This window comes from Methylomonas sp. LWB (assembly GCF_001856095.1).
Classification (GTDB): Bacteria; Pseudomonadota; Gammaproteobacteria; order Methylococcales; family Methylomonadaceae; genus Methylomonas; species Methylomonas koyamae_A.
Window position 1 is genome coordinate 307,206 of sequence record NZ_MKMC01000012.1, and the last position, 19,296, is coordinate 326,501.

Annotated in this window: 15 protein-coding genes; 11 read left to right on the plus strand and 4 right to left on the minus strand. The window is 59.3% G+C overall.

The window, feature by feature from the left end; all coding sequences use genetic code 11:
* Nucleotides 1–161: 161 nt before the first annotated feature.
* From BJL95_RS07340 to BJL95_RS07355, 4 genes are read right to left on the minus strand one after another with little or no spacing between them, the layout of a single operon-like run.
* The gene (locus tag BJL95_RS07340) at nt 162–782 is read right to left on the minus strand and encodes a glutathione S-transferase family protein (protein ID WP_071156701.1); all 621 of its coding nucleotides are present in this window, start codon (nt 780–782) and stop codon (nt 162–164) included.
* Nucleotides 783–785: 3 nt separating this feature from the next.
* Nucleotides 786–1,253, minus strand: coding sequence for a hypothetical protein (locus BJL95_RS07345; RefSeq protein ID WP_064029692.1), 468 nt, complete (start codon nt 1,251–1,253; stop codon nt 786–788).
* 17 nt (nt 1,254–1,270) lie between these two features.
* The gene (locus tag BJL95_RS07350; RefSeq protein WP_071156703.1) at nt 1,271–2,356 is read right to left on the minus strand and encodes an NAD(P)/FAD-dependent oxidoreductase; all 1,086 of its coding nucleotides are present in this window, start codon (nt 2,354–2,356) and stop codon (nt 1,271–1,273) included.
* Nucleotides 2,349–3,293, minus strand: a complete 945-nt coding sequence (locus BJL95_RS07355) for a hypothetical protein (protein ID WP_071157055.1) — start codon at nt 3,291–3,293, stop codon at nt 2,349–2,351. Before BJL95_RS07355 ends, BJL95_RS07350 begins: the two co-directional genes overlap by 8 nt.
* 367 nt (nt 3,294–3,660) lie before the next feature.
* Between BJL95_RS07355 and ftsH the strand changes: the two genes are divergently transcribed.
* The 11 genes from ftsH to purL all read left to right on the plus strand — a co-directional run bounded on the left by ftsH (nt 3,661) and on the right by purL (nt 19,272).
* Nucleotides 3,661–5,568 (plus strand): ATP-dependent zinc metalloprotease FtsH, encoded by a 1,908-nt coding sequence (gene ftsH / locus BJL95_RS07360; protein WP_071156705.1) that lies wholly within the window; start codon nt 3,661–3,663, stop codon nt 5,566–5,568.
* Between the two features lie 25 nt (nt 5,569–5,593).
* Nucleotides 5,594–5,746, plus strand: a complete 153-nt coding sequence (locus BJL95_RS25080) for a hypothetical protein (protein WP_175463662.1) — start codon at nt 5,594–5,596, stop codon at nt 5,744–5,746.
* 183 nt (nt 5,747–5,929) lie between these two features.
* Complete coding sequence (alaC, locus tag BJL95_RS07365; protein ID WP_064029686.1) at nt 5,930–7,114, plus strand: alanine transaminase; 1,185 nt, start codon at nt 5,930–5,932, stop codon at nt 7,112–7,114.
* Between the two features lie 35 nt (nt 7,115–7,149).
* A complete protein-coding gene (locus BJL95_RS07370) occupies nt 7,150–8,460 on the plus strand; it encodes a homoserine dehydrogenase (RefSeq protein ID WP_071156707.1) in 1,311 nt (436 codons plus the stop codon).
* A gap of 3 nt (nt 8,461–8,463) precedes the next feature.
* The gene (thrC, locus tag BJL95_RS07375) at nt 8,464–9,558 is read left to right on the plus strand and encodes a threonine synthase (RefSeq protein WP_064029682.1); all 1,095 of its coding nucleotides are present in this window, start codon (nt 8,464–8,466) and stop codon (nt 9,556–9,558) included.
* Nucleotides 9,559–9,611: 53 nt separating this feature from the next.
* Nucleotides 9,612–11,357, plus strand: coding sequence for a single-stranded-DNA-specific exonuclease RecJ (gene recJ / locus BJL95_RS07380; RefSeq protein WP_083385762.1), 1,746 nt, complete (start codon nt 9,612–9,614; stop codon nt 11,355–11,357).
* The gene (locus tag BJL95_RS07385) at nt 11,354–12,883 is read left to right on the plus strand and encodes a glycosyltransferase family 39 protein (RefSeq protein WP_071156709.1); all 1,530 of its coding nucleotides are present in this window, start codon (nt 11,354–11,356) and stop codon (nt 12,881–12,883) included. The genes recJ and BJL95_RS07385 overlap by 4 nt, the downstream gene beginning before the upstream one ends.
* A complete protein-coding gene (locus tag BJL95_RS07390; RefSeq protein WP_064029678.1) occupies nt 12,870–13,565 on the plus strand; it encodes a phosphatase PAP2 family protein in 696 nt (231 codons plus the stop codon). Before BJL95_RS07385 ends, BJL95_RS07390 begins: the two co-directional genes overlap by 14 nt.
* Nucleotides 13,566–13,646: 81 nt before the next feature.
* Nucleotides 13,647–14,522 carry a 4-hydroxy-tetrahydrodipicolinate synthase gene (gene dapA, locus BJL95_RS07395; protein ID WP_064029676.1) on the plus strand — a complete coding sequence of 292 codons (876 nt, stop codon included), beginning with the start codon at nt 13,647–13,649 and terminating at the stop codon, nt 14,520–14,522.
* 1 nt (nt 14,523) lies between these two features.
* Entirely contained in the window at nt 14,524–15,309 is a 786-nt protein-coding gene (gene bamC / locus BJL95_RS07400) for an outer membrane protein assembly factor BamC (protein ID WP_071156711.1), read from the plus strand.
* 90 nt (nt 15,310–15,399) lie between these two features.
* Nucleotides 15,400–19,272: a phosphoribosylformylglycinamidine synthase gene (gene purL, locus BJL95_RS07405; protein WP_071156713.1), complete on the plus strand. Its 3,873-nt coding sequence runs from the start codon at nt 15,400–15,402 to the stop codon at nt 19,270–19,272.
* Nucleotides 19,273–19,296 lie beyond the last annotated feature (24 nt).

Consider the following 19,296-nt stretch of genomic DNA (forward strand, 5'->3'; position numbering starts at 1 on the left):
CCCAAGACAACGCCACGAATATCGCGTTCCGATGCAAGTTTCTCGGCTTATCCCAAGTGCGCCTTAGAAAAGGCAGGAGAAAGCCGCCGTCAGCGCCGACAACCGGGCTTGTCGAAAGCCGAGCGATCAACCAGCCCGGCGGGTAATTACGGGTGACTTGCTTAGTTAACCCGATAACCTTCTTCCATTAACACTTGCCGGACTGCCGGCCGGGTCAGCATCAGGCGGTAGTGGTTATCGCAACGTTCCGGTAGCTCGATGGCGGTTTTATCGGCCCAGAAACAGGGGTAGAACAAGGCCGCGTCGGCTATGCTGAACTTACCCAGTGCGTAGCCTTCCGTCGGTAAACTGTCGTTCAATACCTCAAATCCGCGCCGGACGATCTCCAGGCCTTGCGCTTTGACCGCGTCGATGTCGGCGGATTGGCTGGCGAATTTTTCCGGCGTAAAAATCCGGGCAAAACCGGCGCCGTGCAGGGTGCCGACCGCGTGTGCCATCAGTTCTATCGCGCGGGCGTCGCCGTCGGCATCGCCCGGCAACAGGCCAGCCTTGGGGTAACGGCGTGCCAGCCAGTAAGCGATTGCGCTGAACTCGGTCAACGTCCCGCCGTCGTCGCGCACCAGCGTCGGAATCGTCCCCTTGGGGTTGATCGCTAGATATTCGGGTTTTAGTTGATCGCCGGCCAACAAATTGACCGGATAGACTTCGAAGATCAGTTCCAATTCTTCCAACAAAATGTGGATACCGGTCGAACACGAGCCGGGGGTCATGTAAAACTTCATGGTTTACTCCGTCGTTAAGGCGAGAAATCGGTTGTTGACGTTGACCGCAAACTCCCGCCATAACTGGGCGATATCGCGTTTCACCACCTCGAGATAATCCCGATCGGGTTTGTGTTCGTCGGGGAAGTTAGACAACGCGCAGGAAGTGCGGTGTTTATCCACGACATAGGCGAGGAATGTCTCGATAAAGCCGTCGAACTCGGCCAGCACCAATTTGGTCAGCGCGGACATGCCCCTATCCAATGGCGTGGGGTCCGGGGCAAACGGCAACGTTTGTAGTACGTTTGCAGCCTGGTCGTAGACTTGCGCCAGCACCGCCAGCACATTGCGTTGAAAACAGCCGTCCCAACGTTGCCGCGATAAATCCGCCGCGAGCAGGCGGTCGTAACTGGATCGGGCGGCGCTTTTAATCTCTGCGGCCTGACGGGCAAAACGCGCCAGACTTTCGGTGTTTACGGGGTGTTCGGTCATCGTGACTCCGGAAGGGTTCAGGTTAATGCGGCGTAGACTCTTTCCGCCGCGACCAGCGCGCCTTCCAGATAGCCGCCGTGCTCGGCGGCGGTTTCGGTGCCGCCGAAATAAAGTTTGTCGGTCCAATGGTCGAGTTGCAACCAACGGTGGCCGTAATCGGGGTGGCCTATCGGCGGCAGCCGGTCCAGCGCGGTGGCGGTATAGGCCTCCATGCTCCAGTCTTGTATCGTCGATCGTAACGGTTCGGCCGCGTCTGGACCGTAGAGCTCGGACAAATGGTGAGTCAGCAAGCCGGGTAACTGAGCGCGATAACGGTCGCGAAATTCTGCCGGAATCCCAAAAAAGCCGAATAGGGCGCCGAATTCGCCCCGCGGGTCTTCGGCGTCGTAAATTTCCGACAAAATCGCGCCGGGGTAGGGCAACACCGCGTTGCCGGACCAGCCCTGTTGGCGCCAAAAGGCGCTCGGATAGGCCACTGCCGCCTTGGCGTGGCCGGCCATCCAGGTTGGGGTGGCCCGGCATGCTTCGAACAAGTCGGCCGACAGGGCCGGAACGAAGGCGATTCGTTCGGCCATCAAACGCGGCGGAACGGTCAAGACCGCGCGTTTGGCTCGGACGGTGTCGGTTCCGTTGACGGTCGAAAAGCTCAGTTCGATGTGATCGTCGCGGTCGACGATTCGCAATAACGCTTGATTCAGGCGGATATCGATGTCGGCGAGCTTGGCTAGCAGCGCATCGATCAATGCGGCGCAGCCGCCTTGAATGCGCCAGGCATCGGCGTGGGTTTGCCGGTCGTGATAGCCGACCGGCACGGTGTCCGCGCTGATTTTATAAAGACTTTGCCCGGCGTCGGCTTGGCGAAATAATGTCAATCCCAGTCGACGGCACAGCGCGGCAATGCGTGGTTGGCTACCGGGCCACAGCCAGGTCGGGCCTAAATCGACCGTTAAATTGTTCGCCAACGGCACCGACAATATGCGTCCGCCGCAGCGGTCGCGGGCTTCGAATACGCCGACCGCGCGGCCTGCGGCGGATAGCCGTTCGGCTAGCGCCAAGCCGGACAATCCGGCGCCGACGATCGCAACCTCCAACAGTTCAGACATCCAACGGAGTCCGGCAACGCAGGCTGTTGTCGGTCCAGGTCGGTAACGGCGGCGCTTCGGTCGAAGGTGTCGGCACGATCAGCTTACGCCGAAATATGTCCCAAACGCCGTCGAAGCGTTGTTGCACTCGTATGCTCCAGCCCCAAACGATCGGCAAATGCACTGGCGTCCAAATGAAATCATCCGGCCGGTCGGGCGCGGCGTTGGCTAGGAAGTACAGCGTGTATTGCTCCAGGACGCTGATAGACGCGACCGGTTGGCCGTCCAATTCGGCGTAAATCGGTTGGCGCACCGACTCGCTGAACTCGAAGCGGCTGGTTTCATCGGCGTTTTGAAAGCCGCACACCGGAATGACTGGCGAAGGCGCACCGGGGTCGTCCAGATATAAAACCGGCCCGGCATTGGCGTTCGCGGTATTCAGCAGATTCAACCTGCCGCCGTCGGCGAAATGGGCGGTGCGGGCCGATTCGACTAGCTGCACCACGCCGAGCTGTGCGCCGTGGCCGCGGGTTTCCCACTCCACCGCAAACCTCGGGGTGATGTTCAACACCGGTAGTTGCTGAATCAGTTTGACCTCGAGTCCTTCCAGAGTAGCCGCGTGCAAGGTCAGGCGGCTGCGTCCGCCGCCGACGTGTGACGCGGCCAACTCCGTCGCGACGCCGACCGGCAGGCGGCCCTCGTCCCAGACGAAGCCGTGAGCAGTGCCTTGGTTCGGAACTATCGGCAGGATCTCGGCTCTGTCCAGGGATAAACGGTAGCCGCCGATCAGGCCATCGATGCCGCCGGCAATGTTCGCAAAATTCGGATTGAGCGGGTAGCGCCGGCCGGGCGAAATCGCCGCCATCGGGTGGATACCGGCTTTCGGCGGTAGTTGGCGTCCAGGCAGCGGAAAAATGTGTTCGCTGGGGTCGGCTGTCGGCTGCGAATGGTTGGTCATGTACTCGGCCATACAAAATCGGGGCCAAGCGTCCCGCTTGTGGCGGCATTGCGCACCGAACGCCGTAACTTGTTGACATGTGGGTAAAATCAGGGAAGGCTTACCGAGGCCGTAAGCCTAAGATATCCGAAGCGGCTTGTGTCGGAGAGACGACAAATCGACTAAGAATTTGTCACGCGCCTGGTTTCGGCACTACGACCGCCGAGTTTTTCGGAAATTAGGCCGACGAATCCGGACGCCGAATGGCGCCGCGCGGCGACGAACTCGCGCCGGTCCGAAAGTCTGGTAGGCTGTCGACTTGATCGAGCACGGGATGCGACGAAGAACCGATTTTTTCCGAGATAATAACCAATAACCGGGGGTGGTCATGACGGGTAAGCAAGTAATCGAAGCGCTGGCGAAATTGTGGTCGGCGGCTTGGGCGTGGTTGCAAGACCATTATCGGGCTTGGAAGCAGCAAGCGCCCGCCGCCGACGGTGATAAGCCTAGGTCGCCTCGCTGGTTTTGGTATGCCTTGGTCGGCGTGCTATTGCTGTCGATACTGGCCGGTGGCGAGCGTATCGAAGGCCGCGAAATTCCCTACAGCCAATTCTTGGCCTTGGTCAACGACAACAAAGTCGAAAAAGCCGTGGTGACGCAACGCTTTATCAACGGTACCCTCAAGACCGAAGACAAGGTTCTGGGCAAGCAGTTTTTTACCGTGCCGCTGTGGGACGACGCCTTGGGAAAGCAACTTCAGGAACACCGGGTCGAATACGTGGTGCGTAGCGGCGACAATTGGCTGAGCAATCTGCTGTTTAACTGGGTGATACCGCTAGCGATTTTCGCCGGAATCTGGATGTGGCTGTTACCGAAAATGACCGGCGGGGCGGGGCGGTCGTTTCTGAACCTCGGCAACAAGGTCAGAATCCAACAAGAAGCGGTCAAAACCACGTTCGAAGACGTGGCCGGCGCCGAAAGCGCCAAACAGGAGCTGAAGGAAACCATCGACTTTTTAAAGTCGCCGGAGAAACTGCAAAAACTGGGCGGCAGGATGCCGAAAGGGGTGCTGTTGGTCGGCGCGCCGGGTACCGGCAAGACGCTGTTGGCCAGGGCGGTGTCCGGCGAGGCGGAGGTGCCGTTTTTTAACATCAGCGCTTCGGAATTCATCGAGCTGTTCGTCGGCATCGGCGCGGCCAGGGTGCGGGATTTGTTCGAGCAGGCCCGCCAAAAAGCGCCTTGCATCATTTTTATCGACGAGCTCGATGCGATCGGCCGCAGTCGCGGTGGACCGATGGCCATGCCCGGCAACGACGAACGCGAACAAACCCTGAACCAGTTATTGACCGAGATGGATGGCTTCGACGCGACTGCCGGCGTCGTGGTGATGGCCGCGACCAATCGGCCGGAAATCCTCGACAAGGCCTTATTGCGCGCCGGACGCTTCGATCGGCAAATCGTCGTCGATAAACCCGATTTGATCGACCGGGTGGCGATCTTGACGCTGCATTGCAAGGCGATGCGTTTGGCCGATGACGTGGATTTGCAGACCGTTGCCAAGCGCACGCCGGGCTTCGTCGGCGCGGACTTGTCGAATATCGCCAACGAAGCGGCCATCCTGGCTGCCCGCGGCGGCCGGGAAACCGTGACGATGGCCGATTTCGAGGCCGCTATCGATCGCGTGATGACCGGTCCGGAAAAGAAAAATCGCATTTTGGGGCCGGACGAAAAACGCCGGGTGGCTTACCACGAGGCTGGGCACGCCCTGGTCGCGGAAAACTTGCCGACCGGCCAGCCGGTGCATAAAATTTCCATTATTCCGCGCGGGGTCTCGGCACTGGGCTTCACATTGCAACTGCCGGTCGAGGAAAAATATCTGTCCACCGAAGCTGAGTTGAAAGATCAGTTGGCCATCCTATTGGCCGGCCGCGCCGCCGAGCAATCGGCGCTGGGTAGCGTTTCGACCGGGGCGCAAAACGACCTGGAGCGCGCCAGCGAAATCGCCCGTAACATGGTGTGCTACTTGGGCATGAGCAAAAAACTGGGACCGAGGATCTACGGCCAACGTCAGCAATTGCAATTTCTGCCCGGCGATGTCGGCGAGCAGCGCAATTACAGCGAAGAGACTGCTCGCGCGGTCGACGCCGAAATCGGCGCATTGCTGGAGGAGGCCGAAAATCGGGCGGCGGCTGTGCTGGCCGGCCGGCGCGCTCAGCTGGACAGACTTGCCGACTTGCTGCAGGAAAAAGAGGTGATCCAGCGCGATGATATGTTGGCGGCGCTGGCCGGTATTTGAATTAGAGGATAGAGCGAGTGAGGCAATGACTGAAATCAATCCGGACGACGGCAGTAAACGGGCAAAAAATATCGCGGCGGTGCTGTATCTGATAGTACTGGTGTTTTTGGTGGGCGGTTCCTATCTCAACCAACCCGCGAGCGAAGGCGTGGAGAAACCCTCCTCGGCCGGCCGCTGATCGCTATCGCCGGCTCGCCGCTCAGTCCGCCGGTCGACATTTAGGCCGCTAGGCTACAGCTGCGGGCCATAAGCCTCGCCGCCGGCCTGTTGCATTTGGGCCGGCAATTGACATTGCCAGGCAACACCAGTACCTTAGCCGGCCTTGTTTAAAACCTCACCAGCACCAGATCAAGAGTCGTTAATGGAAGAATTTCATCGCATCAGCCGCCTACCGCCTTACGTCTTCAACATCGTCAACGAACTGAAAGCCAAAGCCCGAGCGGACGGCGAGGACATTATCGACTTCGGCATGGGCAATCCGGATCAACCGACCCCGCCGCACATCCTGAACAAAATGTTGGAAGTCGCCCAGCGCGACGATACTCACCGTTATTCGGTGTCCAAAGGAATTCCGCGCCTGCGCAAGGCGATTTGCGGTTGGTATAAAAGACGCTTCGACGTGGATTTGGATTTCAATACCGAAGCCATTGTCACGATAGGCTCCAAGGAGGGCTTGTCGCATCTGGCGCTAGCGACCTTGGGTCCCGGCGACGTGGTGTTGGTGCCGAATCCAGCCTATCCGATCCATCCTTATGGCGTCGTCATCGCCGGCGCCGACATTCGGCACGTGCCGCTGACGCCCGGTACCGATTTCTTCGAGGAATTGCACAAAGGCATCGCCGAATGCTGGCCCAAGCCTAAGATGCTGATCCTCAACTTTCCCGGCAATCCGACTTGCCAGTGCGTCGAGCTGGATTTTTTCGAGAAAGTCGTCGCGATTTGTAAGGAACACAATATCTGGATCGTTCACGATATTGCCTACGCCGACATCGTATTCGACGGCTACGTCGCACCGTCGATTCTGCAAGTGGAAGGCGCCAAGGACATCGCGGTCGAGTTTTTCTCGTTGTCTAAAAGTTACAACATGCCCGGCTGGCGGGTCGGCTTCATGTGCGGTAATCCGACCTTGGTCGCGGCATTGACCCGGATCAAATCTTACATGGATTACGGTACCTTTACGCCGATCCAGGTCGCGGCGATTACCGCGCTGGAAGGTCCGCAGGATTGCGTCGCGGAAATCCGCGATATGTACAAGGCGCGCCGAGACGTATTGTGCGACGGCCTGAACGCGATGGGTTGGCATGTGGAAAAACCCAAGGCGACGATGTTCGTCTGGGCCAAGATTCCGGACGCCTATCAAGGCATGGGGTCGATCGAGTTCGCCAAGAAATTGATCATCGATGCCAAGGTGGCGGTATCGCCGGGCATCGGTTTCGGCCAACACGGCGACGATCATATCCGCTTCAGTTTGATCGAGAACGAACATCGCACTCGGCAGGCCTTGCGCAGCATCCGTAATATGCTGAAAAAAGACAACGTTGTATAATCGCCGCCATTTTGGACAAAGTTTAGGAGTCGGATTTGAAGCCGGTTAGAGTGGGTGTACTGGGGTTGGGGACCGTCGGCGGCGGTACCGTCAACGTCTTGAAACGCAACGCGGAAGAAATCGCGCGTCGTGCCGGCCGCGAAATCGTCGTGACCCGCGCCTCGGCGCGGGACCTGAACCGGGCACGCATTTGCGACACCCAAGGCATCGCCCTCACCACCGACCCGTTCGAAATCGTCAACGATCCCGAGATAGACGTCGTCGTCGAATTGATAGGCGGGTACGACCTCGCCAAACAATTGGTTTTGACCGCGATTGCCAACGGTAAGCACGTGGTCACCGCCAACAAGGCCCTGATCGCGCTGCACGGCAACGAGGTATTCGCCGAAGCCGGCAAGAAAGGCGTGATGGTGTTGTTCGAAGCGGCGGTGGCCGGTGGCATTCCTATCATCAAAGCCATCCGCGAAGGCCTGGCCGGCAATCAAATTCAATGGTTGGCCGGCATCATTAACGGCACCGGCAATTTCATCCTGACCGAGATGCGCGACAAAGGTCGCGACTTCGCGGATGTATTGGCCGAAGCGCAAGCCTTGGGTTATGCCGAAGCCGATCCGACTTTCGACGTCGAAGGCATCGACGCCGGCCATAAATTGACGATCTTGGCGTCGATCGCGTTCGGCATCCCGTTGCAGTTCGACAAAGTCTTCACCGAAGGGATTACCAAAATCACCCGCCTCGACGTGGAATACGCCGAGGCCTTGGGCTATCGAATCAAAAATCTGGGTATCGCCCGCAAGACCGAGTCCGGCATCGAATTGCGCGTGCATCCGACGCTGATCCCGAAGCGCCGCTTGATCGCCAACGTGGAGGGTGTCATGAATGCGGTATTGGTTTGCGGCGATGCGGTCGGGCCGACCTTGTATTACGGCGCCGGCGCCGGCGCGGAGCCGACCGCGTCGGCGGTGGTGGCGGATTTGGTGGATGTGGTGCGGGCGATGACCAGCGATCCGGAAAACCGAGTACCGCATCTGGCCTTTCAGGCCGACGCCATCGCCGATATTCCGGTCCTGTCCGCCGACGCGATTCGAACGGCTTACTACCTGCGCTTGACTGCGGAGGACAAGCCCGGCGTGCTGGCCGATGTGACCCGGATTCTAGCCAAATACAACATCAGCATCGAAGCCTTGATTCAAAAAGAGCCGCCGCAAGGCGAAACGTCGGTGGCTATCATCATGCTGACCCAGCAAACCTTGGAAAAAGAAATGAATGCGGCGATCGCCGACATCGAAGCGTTGACCACGGTCAGCGGCAAAGTCGCGCGCATCCGCTTGGAAACCTTAGGATAATCAATGGCACAACACACACGCTACACCGGCTTGATAGAGCATTACCGCGATCGCCTGCCGGTCTCGGACACCACTCGGCTGATCAGCTTGGGCGAGGGCAACACTCCGCTGATTCAATTGCAAAACATCCCCCGCCTGATCGGCAAGGATGTCGATATTTACGTCAAGTTCGAAGGTCTGAATCCAACCGGCTCGTTCAAGGATCGCGGCATGACGATGGCGGTCACCAAAGCTGTCGAAGCCGGTAGCCAGGCCATCATCTGCGCCTCGACCGGCAATACCTCGGCCGCCGCCGCCGCTTACGCGGTGCGGGCCGGCATCAAAGCTTTCGTGTTGATTCCGGAGGGCAAGATCGCGTTGGGTAAATTGGCGCAGACCCTGATGTACGGCGCGCAAATCATCCAGATCAACGGTAATTTCGACGCCGGCATGGCCTTGGTCAAACAAGTCGCCGACCACGCGCCGGTTACCATTGTCAATTCGATCAACCCGTTTCGTTTGGAAGGCCAAAAGACCGCCGCGTTCGAGATTGTCGACGAACTGGGCCGGGCGCCGGACTTTCATTGTCTGCCGGTCGGCAACGCCGGCAACATCACCGCGTATTGGAAGGGTTACAGCGAATACGCCTCCGACAGCGCCGGCCACGCGGCCGTCATCGATAAGCGTCCGGTGATGTGCGGATATCAAGCCGCCGGCGCGGCGCCGTTCGTGGTCGGCAAAATGGTCGACAACCCGGAAACGGTCGCGACCGCGATTCGGATCGGCCACCCGCAATCCTGGGATTTGGCTTGGAACGTCCAAAAAGAATCCGGCGGCTGGTTTGCGTCGTTCGGCGACGAACAAATTCTAGCCGCGCAAAAGATGTTGTCGCAATTCGAAGGCATCTTCTGCGAGCCGGCCTCCGCCACCTCGCTGGCCGGCGCGCTGCACGATATTGGTAGCGGCAAGATTCCGGACGGCAGTACCATCGTCTGTACGCTGACCGGTAACGGCATCAAGGACCCCGATACCGCGATCGCTCAGTGTAAGGACACGCATCCGGTCACGATAGAAGCCACGCTGGATGCCGTAAAAAAAGCGATTCTGGACAACATGTGATCGCCGCCGCGAACTTGGCGAAGCCGGCTTAGCCGGCTTTTTTATTGGAAGACATGTACTTACAGGGCAGCAAGAAAGCGATCGTGCCGCGGCCGGTGCTGGTCAAGCACGGCCATTTCGACGGGATGGACCCGGTGTTGCAGCGCGTCTTCGCCAGTCGCGGCGTGCAGGGTAGCGACGAACTGGATCGCGGTTTGGCGCGTTTGCCGTCGCCGTGGTTGTTGTCCGGTATCAAGTCGATGGTCGAGCACTTGGTGAACGCCGTCGAGCAGCGCTTGGCGATTACGATCGTCGCGGATTTCGATGCCGACGGCGCAACCAGTTGCGCATTGGCGATCAAGGGTTTGGCGTTGATGGGCGCTCGCGGGGTGGATTTCGTCGTGCCCAACCGTTTCGAATTCGGTTACGGCTTGACGCCGGAAATCGTCGAACTGGTCAAACGCCGGAAGCCAGATTTGATCGTCACCGTCGATAACGGCATTTCCAGCATTGCCGGGGTGGCGGCGGCAAAGGCGGCCGGCATTAAAGTGTTGGTGACCGATCATCATTTGCCCGGCCAAGAATTACCGGACGCCGACGCCATCGTTAATCCCAATCTGCCCGACGACAAGTTTCCCAGTCGCCACATCGCCGGGGTCGGTGTGATGTTCTATGTGCTAATGGCCTTGCGGATTCGGCTGCGCGAGCGGCATTGGTTCGAGAAAAACGGCATCGCCGAGCCGAATCTGGCGCAGTTGCTGGATTATGTCGCGCTCGGTACGGTCGCCGACGTCGTTGCGCTGGATCAGGTCAACCGGATACTGGTACACCAGGGTCTGCTGCGGATACGCTCGGGACAATGTCAGCCCGGCATTAAAGCGCTCGCGGAAGTGGCCGGCAAAACGCTGGCCGGCATCCATGCCGCCGATCTTGGCTTTGCGTTGGCGCCGCGCCTGAACGCGGCCGGTCGGATGGACGACATGAGTTTGGGCATTCAATGCCTGTTAACGGAAGACGCCGGTCTGGCCCGCGACATCGCCGAGCAGCTGCACGCCCTGAATCAGGATCGCCGCGACGTCGAAGGCCAGATGAAATCCGAAGCGATGGCCTTGCTGGCCGAGATGAAGGCGCTGGACGACAAGCACGTCCCGGCCGGGGTTTGCTTGTACGACGCCAATTGGCATCAAGGCGTGGTCGGCATTCTGGCTTCGCGGATCAAGGACAGATTGCACCGGCCGGTGATCGCATTCGCGCCGGCCGACCACGGCGACATCAAGGGTTCGGCTCGCTCTATACCCGGCGTGCATATCCGCGACGTGTTGGCCGATGTCGCGGCCGCTCATCCGCAGGTGTTGGAAAAATTCGGCGGTCACGCGATGGCGGCCGGATTGACGATTAAATTGCACGATTACCCGCACTTTGCGTTGGCGTTTGCCGGCGCGGTCGAAGCGCGTCTGGATGCGGTGGATCTCGAACAAAAAGTCTATAGCGACGGCGAACTGGATGAGGCGCACATGACGCTGGCCTTTGCCGAAACTTTGCAACAAGCCGCCGTTTGGGGGCAGGCTTTTCCGGAGCCAGTGTTTAACGGCGTGTTCGATGTCATCCAATGTCGCATTGTCGGGCAGCAGCACCTGAAGCTGGTGCTCAAATTACCGTTCGGCGGCCAATTGTTCGACGCCATCGCGTTTTTTGCCGATAGGCCGGAAAATTGGCTGGGTTGCCGCAAGGTGAATGCGGCCTTTAAACTGGATATCAACGAATTTCGCGGACAACGCAGTCTGCAATTGCTGGTGCATTATTTGGAGAAATGGGAATGAGCGCGGCCGGTTTCGAGCACTGGTTGGACAGCGTACACCGATGGCGCTGGCCGTTGCTGCTGGCGATTCTCGCACTACGGATCGGCTTCTTGGCGTTCAACGGCCTGGATCTGATCGGCGACGAGAGTTATTACTGGGACTGGTCGCGGCGACCGGACTGGTGCTATTACAGCAAACCGCCGATGGTAGCCTGGCTGATAGGCGCTTCCACCTGGTCGTTCGGCGATACCGCTTGGGCGGTAAGGATGCCGGCGGTGTTGCTCGGCACCGGTTTTCTTTACTATCTGCACGCCACGGCCAGGGCGTTTTACGGCACGCGGGCGGCGGCGCTGACGCTGTTGCTGGTATTGGCGACGCCGAACAATGTGCTGGCCAATTTTCTGATGACCATCGATCCGCCGTTATATTGTTTTTGGATCGCCGCGGTTTATTATCTGCGCCGCGCCGTGTTCGACGGTCACCAGCGGGCTTGGCTGTGGGCCGGTTGCGCGACGGCGTTGGCCTTGCTGAGCAAGCAGGCCGCGTTGTTGCAGCCGTTGGCGTTGGCGGTGTTTTTGGGCGCTAGCACGGCGCGGCGCCGGCATTTTCGCGGTGACTTTTGGCGCTATCTGGCGCCGGTCGTTTTGGCCGCGGTGCCTATTCTGGTCTGGAACGACCAGCATGATTGGGTCATGTTCGGTCATAGCAAGAGTCATTTCGGCAACGAGGGTGAATTCGATGCTTGGCGACGCCTGCGCGATGTTCGTGATTTCTGGTTTTACCAACTGTTGCTGTTGAATCCGCTGATGTTTGTTTTGACGCTGGCGACCGCGCTACGCGGGTTGTCCGGATTTCGGCAATGGGATGACGAGCGGCGCTTTCTATGGCTGATGGGGCCGGCCTGGTTGTTGTTGATTTTGGCGCTGAGTTTCGGCCAAAAAGTCCAGGGCAACTGGCCGATGCCGTTTTATTTCACTGGCTTGATTCTAGTGGCCGGCGCCGCGCCGGCTCCCGGCCGCTGGTTGAAAGCCGGCTTGGCGGTCGGCTTGGCGATGGTCTTGCTGACCTATGCGTTACCGGCGGTTTTACAAGCCTTGAATTTGCAAAACTCCAAACTCGATCCGACGAAACGTTTCAAGCAATGGCGGGTGTTGGCGGAGCGTATCGACACCTATCGGACCGAATCCGGCTCGGACCGGCCGGTCTTCGTCACGGTCGGACACCGCTTTTTGGCCAGTCAGCTGGCGTTTTATTTGCCGGACCATCCTCGCGTCTACCGCTATGAAGCCAGCGGCGGCGTGACCTCGCAGTACGAAGTCTGGCCCGGTCCGACTGAACACTTGGGCCAGCCGGCGTTTCTGGTCGCCGACATTCAAGCCGCGCGCTTCGACAAGCGCTGGTCGGACAGCCTGGAAGGCCTGACTTTGCTGGGCGAAGTCGCCGATCCGGCCAAGCCGTCGACAAAATACTATGTTTATCGGGCCGAGAAGTTGAAGGCTTGGCCAGCGCCGCTAACACTGCATCAGGAAGGTCATGCCTCACCGTAAACTCGCCCGCGCCCGATTGGAATTGGCCATTTGGTTTCTGCTCGCGACCACGACGACCTTGGTTTTCTGGTTGACCGATCTGGATTTGACGATCGCCGGTTGGTTTTATCGGCCCGACGACCCGGAACAAGCTTGGCCTTATCGGCATTGGTGGTTGGTTAAGCCGCTCTACGACTACGCGTTTCCGTTTACAGTATGGTCGGGTGTCGCGGCGCTGGCGGTGTATATCTCCAGCCATTTTCACCACTTCACTCGCCGCTTCCGGCGGCGGGCGCTTTACATTCTGTTGGTGATCGCGGTAGGACCGGGCGTGGTCGTCAATTTGATTGTCAAGGATCATTGGGGGCGGCCGCGGCCGGTGCACGTAACCGAGTTCGGCGGCGAGCATCGCTATATTCCGCCCGGCAAGATCGGCGGAACGCCGGACAAGTCTTTCGTCTGCGGTCATTGTTCGGTCGGCTACAGTTTTTTCGTACTGTATTTTCTGTCGCAAAATCACAAGGTAGTTTATCTGCTATTGACCTTGGCGCTGGGTTGGACCTTGGGGTTCACCCGGATGACCGCGGGCGGCCATTTTTTATCGGACATTCTTTGGTCCGGGTATCTGGTGTTTTTGGTGGCGTTCGCGCTGTATTACGGCTGGTTTCTCGAGATTAAATGGTTTCGCCGCCGCGACGGTTAAAATCGGTAAGCGCACTGGGCTTTAGCGCTTGGCTTGATATAATGCCGACTGTTTTTGATTAATTCCTGACGAGAGATTTGCATGATTCAAGGTAGTATCGTTGCTCTGGTAACCCCGATGACGGATGACGGCGCAGTGGATTTCGCCGCTCTGAAGCGCTTGGTGGAGTTTCATATCGAGCAAGGTACCGACGCTTTGGTCGCGGTCGGCACGACCGGCGAATCGGCGACGCTGGACGAAGACGAGCATTGCCGAGTCATCCAGGCAAGCGTCGAATATGTCGCCGGCCGGATACCGGTGATCGCCGGCACCGGCGCCAATTGCACCCGCGAAGCGATCGCGCTGACTCGGCGGGCCAAGGCGGCCGGAGCGGATGCCTGTTTGCTGGTGACGCCTTATTACAATAAACCGACTCAACAAGGCTTGTATCTGCATTACAAAGCCGTCGCGGAAGCTGTCGACATCCCGCAGATCCTTTACAACGTCCCAGGCCGTACCGGTTGCGATTTGTTGCCGGAAACCGTCGGCCGTTTGGCGCAAGTCGAAAACATTGTCGGCGTTAAAGAGGCGACCGGCAAATTGGAAAGAGTCCGGCAAATCCGGGATCTCACCGGTGCCGAGTTTGCGATTTACACCGGCGACGACGCCACCAGTCTGGAATTCTGTCTATTGGGCGGCAACGGCAGCATCACCGTGACCGGCAACGTCGCGCCACGCCTGGTTCACGACATGTTGACGGCCGCGATGCGCGGCGACCGGGCGGCGGCCGAAGCGATAGACGCCAAATTGCAAGGATTGCATGCCAAGCTGTTCATTCAGTCCAATCCGATTCCGGTGAAATGGGCCGTCGCCGAAATGGGCCTGATCGGTACCGGTATTCGTTTGCCGTTGACTTGGCTGACCGAGGATTGTTACGACCCGGTAAGAGCCGCGATGCGGCAGGCGGGTGCGCTTTAACATGCGCGCCATTCGGTTAGGTCGCTGGCTATTGCTGGCGGGTGTGCTGAGCGCGGTGGGCGGTTGCGGTTACGTCAAAAGCCTGTTTCCCGATAAAGAGCGGGATTACCAGTTTACGACAGAGATCCCCGAATTAGTCGTGCCGGACGATTTGAAAAACAAAACCTTTCCGACCCGCGCGCCTGCGGCCACTCGGACCGACACCCCGGCGCCGGTCGCCACGACCGCGTCGGTACCGGTCGAGACGGCGGAGACGAGTTCGTCCGCGGCAGCGGAGCCGGCCGCGGCCAAGCCAAGGGAGCCGGCCGCGAAACCGGAAGTCGCCAAGGCGCCGGTAGAGCCGGCGCCCGGCGTTTCGCCGGCCGAATCCGCCGGCGAACGCCCCCAGCGCCAGGCTAGCGACGGCGTCAGCAGTCTGGAAATCGATCAATCGATTATCCAAGCTTGGTGGTTGGTCAGCAAATCGCTGAGCCGCCAGAAGTTGGAGATCGTCGAACGTAACATGGACAAAGGCTATTTCTTTGTCAAATACGATCCGAATGCGATCAAACCCGAAGACGGCTCTATTCTGGACGAGTTTAATTTCATGTTCGGCGACGATCCCAGCCAGGAACTCGAGTACCGGATCAGCTTGCAGGCCTTATCGGCCGATGCCACCGAAGTGACGGTGCAAGACAGCGAAGGTCGAAGTTTGTCCAATACCGCCGCGACTTCGTTATTGCGCTTGATCACCGACGGTATCAAGCAGGACTTGCCGGCGGATGGCGAGCCGGCCGCGCAACCCTGACGGGTTCGCCCCGCGCCGCCCGCGCGCCTGAATTCACCGTATCCAAACAGCCTCGCGGCCGACGCCGCACCTAATATCGAGTACATGCCCATGTTGACCCTACCCGGTAGCTCCGCACTGTCCCGTTTTCGAATCGAAAAACTACTCAGCGTCTTGCAAGCTCAGCAGCCCCAAGTGACCGCCGTCGCGGCCCGTTATCTGCACTTCGTGCAATTAGCGGCCGATCTGGATACTGACCAACGGGCGATGCTGGAACGCTTGTTGGATTATGGCGATCGTCATGAGGCTTGGCCGGCCGAGCCGATGAATCGGGTTTGCGTCGTACCCAGGCTGGGAACTATTTCGCCATGGTCCAGCAAAGCCTCGGAGATCGCCGAACGCTGCGGATTGACCTCGGTCAAGCGGATTGAGCGCGGTATCGAATACGCGTTCACCACTAGCTCACCGTTTGACGAATCGGACATAGCCGCGTTGACGGCCGCGCTGCACGACAGGATGACCCAGCAAGTCGTCACGAATCTTGCCGAACTGACTCTGTTTGCCGAACACGAACCCAAACCGCTGCAAACCGTGGCGATAATCGAACGCGGCCGTGCCGCGCTGGAGCAAGCCAACGTCGAATTGGGCCTGGCATTGTCGGCAGACGAAATCGATTATCTGACCGACAGTTTCACAAAGCTTGGCCGCAATCCGACCGACGTGGAACTGATGATGTTTGCCCAGGCGAACTCCGAGCATTGCCGCCACAAAATCTTCAATGCCAGTTGGACGATAGACGGCGAAGAACAGGCCAAATCGCTGTTCGCGATGATCCGCAACACCCACAATCTGCATCCGCAAGGCGTACTGTCGGCGTACAAGGATAATGCCTCGGTGCTGGAAGGACCTAGCGCGCAAGTGTTTATTCGCGACGCGCACAGCCATCGTTACGGCTATGTCGAGGAAGCCGCGCATATCTTGATGAAGGTCGAGACCCATAACCACCCGACCGCGATTTCGCCGCACCCCGGCGCCGCGACCGGTTCCGGCGGCGAGATACGCGACGAAGGCGCCACCGGCCGCGGTTCCGCGCCCAAGGCCGGTTTGACCGGCTTTAGCGTGTCCCATTTGAAAATTCCCGGTTTCCCGCAGCCCTGGGAGACCGACCTCGGCAAGCCGGAACGCATCGCCTCGGCGCTCGACATCATGCTGGACGGCCCGATCGGCGGCGCGGCGTTCAACAACGAATTCGGCCGCCCCAACATCGCCGGCTATTTCCGCAGCTTCGAGCAGCCGGCCGAAACCGGTCAAGCCGGACAATATCGCGGCTATCATAAACCGATCATGATCGCCGGCGGCTTGGGTAACATCCGGCCGATGCTGGTCGAAAAGCAAGCGATTCCTGCCGGGGCCTTGATCGTCATTTTGGGTGGCCCGGCGATGTTGATTGGCCTGGGCGGCGGCGCGGCTTCGTCGCAAAGCTCCGGCGCCAGCGCGGCGGAACTGGATTTCGCGTCGGTGCAACGGGAAAACCCGGAGATGCAGCGCCGTTGTCAGGAAGTGATCAACCACTGCAATTCGCTGGGCGAGCGCACTCCGATTGTCTCGATCCACGACATCGGCGCCGGCGGTTTGTCCAACGCGGTGCCGGAGATCATCCACGACTGCGTTCGTGGCGGTCGCTTCGAGCTGCGCAAGGTGCGGAGTGCCGACAAAGGCATGTCGCCGATGCAAATCTGGTGCAACGAGGCCCAGGAACGCTACGTGGTGGCGATCAAACCGGAATCTTTGGATTTGTTCGAATCATTCTGCCAACGCGAGCATTGTTTGTACGCGGTGATCGGCCACGCCACCGACGAAGAACATTTGAGTTTGAGCGACGAATGGTTCGGAACGTCTACACCTATCGATCTGCCGATGTCGGTGCTGTTCGGTAAGCCGCCGAAAATGCATCGCGATGTGCAACGTATCAGTAAAAATCTGCCCGATTTATCGCTGGAACCGGTCGAACTGGCCGAAGCGATCAAGCGCGTGCTGGCATTTCCGGCCGTGGCCGACAAGAGTTTCCTGATCCATATCGGCGACCGTTCGGTGACAGGGTTGGTGGCGCGCGACCAGATGGTCGGTCCTTGGCAGGTACCGTGTGCCGACGTCGCGGTCACGGCGTCCGGTTTTCAAGCTTACACCGGCGAAGCGATGGCGATGGGCGAACGCACGCCGCTGGCGCTGATCGACGGCCCGGCATCCGGCCGGATGGCGATCGGCGAAGCGCTGACCAATATGGCCGCCGCGCGCATTGCCAAACTGAGCGATGTCAAATTATCCGCGAACTGGATGGCGGCTTGCGGCAGCACCGGCGAAGACGCGGCATTGTTCGATACCGTCAGGGCGGTCGGTATGGAATTGTGCCCGGAGCTGGGCATCGCAATTCCGGTTGGCAAGGATTCGCTGTCGATGAAGACGGTCTGGCACGACGGTCAAACGGATAACACCATGACGGCGCCGCTGTCGTTGATCATTACCGCGTTCGCGCCGGTCACGGACATCCGTACCACCTTGACCCCCGAACTGAAGGCCGAAGATAGCGTACTGTTGCTGATAGACTTGGGATTCGGCAAAAATCGTCTCGGCGGCTCGGTTCTGGCTCAGGTTTATTGTCAGCTCGGCAACCAAGCGCCGGATCTGGACGATGCGATGTTGTTCAAACGTTTCTTCGAAACGATCCAAACCTTGAACGACAAAGGCCTGATCTTGGCCTACCACGACCGCGCCGACGGCGGTCTGTTGGCGACAGTCGCCGAAATGCTGTTCGCCGGCCGCCTGGGTGTCGATCTGGATTTGTCCGATTTGCCGGGCGACGCACTGACGGCGTTGTTCAACGAAGAATTAGGCGCGGTGTTGCAGGTCAAAAATAGCGACTATAACCACGTTGCTCGCCTGCTGGACCACGCCGGTCTGGACGATTGCAGCCATGTGGTCGGTCGCGTCGTCGACGGTCAGCAATTGCGGATATTCAAGGCGGGACAACAGCTTTACGGTGCGACGCGCGCCGAATTGCAGCAAACTTGGTCGCAAGTCAGCTACCGGATGCAAGCGCTCCGCGACAATCCGGATTGCGCCGAACAGCAATTTGAACGTATTGCCGATGATGGCGATCCCGGCTTGTCGGCGGTGTTGACCTACGATATCAACGACGATATCAGCGCTCAATTCGTGCATGCCGAGCGCCCCAAAGTCGCCATCTTGCGCGAACAGGGTGTCAATGGCCACGTAGAAATGGCGGCGGCTTTCGACCGTGCCGGCTTTGCCGCGATCGACGTGCACATGACCGACATTATCGCCGGCCGGCTTAGTCTGAGCGACTTCAAGGGTTTAGTGGCCTGCGGCGGCTTTTCTTACGGCGACGTACTCGGCGCCGGCGGCGGTTGGGCGAAATCGATATTGTTCAATCCGAAGGCGCGCGACGAATTCGCCGCCTTCTTCGCCCGCCCGGATACCTTTGGCCTGGGCGTCTGCAACGGCTGTCAGATGATGTCGGGCTTGAAGGACATTATCCCCGGTGCGGCGCATTGGCCGGAGTTCAAACGTAACGTGTCGGAGCAGTTCGAGGCTCGCGTCGCGATGGTCGAAATTGCCGCCTCGCCGTCGATTTTCTTCGACGGCATGGCCGGGTCCAGATTGCCGGTGGTGGTGGCGCACGGCGAGGGTAGGGCGGTGTTTGGCGAACAGGGACCATGTGACGGGCTGGTCGCCGTGCGCTATGTGGACAACGCCGGCCAAGCAACCGAGGCCTTCCCCGCGAATCCGAACGGATCGCCGTTCGGCATTACCGGCCTGACGTCTAGTGACGGTCGCTTCACCATCATGATGCCGCATCCCGAACGCTGCTTTAGAGCGGTGCAGAATTCCTGGCATCCGGCCGACTGGCGCGAAGACGGCGCCTGGTTGCGAATGTTTCGAAATGCGCGGGTTTGGGTCGGCTAGTTTCGGTTGGTTGGGTTCGCTTAG

What these genes read in the sequence shown, in the direction of transcription:
- BJL95_RS07340 (WP_071156701.1), bottom strand. Translation starts at nt 782, where the DNA reads ATGAAGTTTTACATGACCCCCGGCTCGTGTTCGACCGGTATCCACATT.
- BJL95_RS07345 (WP_064029692.1), bottom strand. Translation starts at nt 1,253, where the DNA reads ATGACCGAACACCCCGTAAACACCGAAAGTCTGGCGCGTTTTGCCCGT.
- BJL95_RS07350 (WP_071156703.1), bottom strand. Translation starts at nt 2,356, where the DNA reads ATGTCTGAACTGTTGGAGGTTGCGATCGTCGGCGCCGGATTGTCCGGC.
- BJL95_RS07355 (WP_071157055.1), bottom strand. Translation starts at nt 3,293, where the DNA reads ATGACCAACCATTCGCAGCCGACAGCCGACCCCAGCGAACACATTTTT.
- ftsH (WP_071156705.1), top strand. Translation starts at nt 3,661, where the DNA reads ATGACGGGTAAGCAAGTAATCGAAGCGCTGGCGAAATTGTGGTCGGCG.
- BJL95_RS25080 (WP_175463662.1), top strand. Translation starts at nt 5,594, where the DNA reads ATGACTGAAATCAATCCGGACGACGGCAGTAAACGGGCAAAAAATATC.
- alaC (WP_064029686.1), top strand. Translation starts at nt 5,930, where the DNA reads ATGGAAGAATTTCATCGCATCAGCCGCCTACCGCCTTACGTCTTCAAC.
- thrC (WP_064029682.1), top strand. Translation starts at nt 8,464, where the DNA reads ATGGCACAACACACACGCTACACCGGCTTGATAGAGCATTACCGCGAT.
- recJ (WP_083385762.1), top strand. Translation starts at nt 9,612, where the DNA reads ATGTACTTACAGGGCAGCAAGAAAGCGATCGTGCCGCGGCCGGTGCTG.
- BJL95_RS07385 (WP_071156709.1), top strand. Translation starts at nt 11,354, where the DNA reads ATGAGCGCGGCCGGTTTCGAGCACTGGTTGGACAGCGTACACCGATGG.
- BJL95_RS07390 (WP_064029678.1), top strand. Translation starts at nt 12,870, where the DNA reads ATGCCTCACCGTAAACTCGCCCGCGCCCGATTGGAATTGGCCATTTGG.
- dapA (WP_064029676.1), top strand. Translation starts at nt 13,647, where the DNA reads ATGATTCAAGGTAGTATCGTTGCTCTGGTAACCCCGATGACGGATGAC.
- bamC (WP_071156711.1), top strand. Translation starts at nt 14,524, where the DNA reads ATGCGCGCCATTCGGTTAGGTCGCTGGCTATTGCTGGCGGGTGTGCTG.
- purL (WP_071156713.1), top strand. Translation starts at nt 15,400, where the DNA reads ATGTTGACCCTACCCGGTAGCTCCGCACTGTCCCGTTTTCGAATCGAA.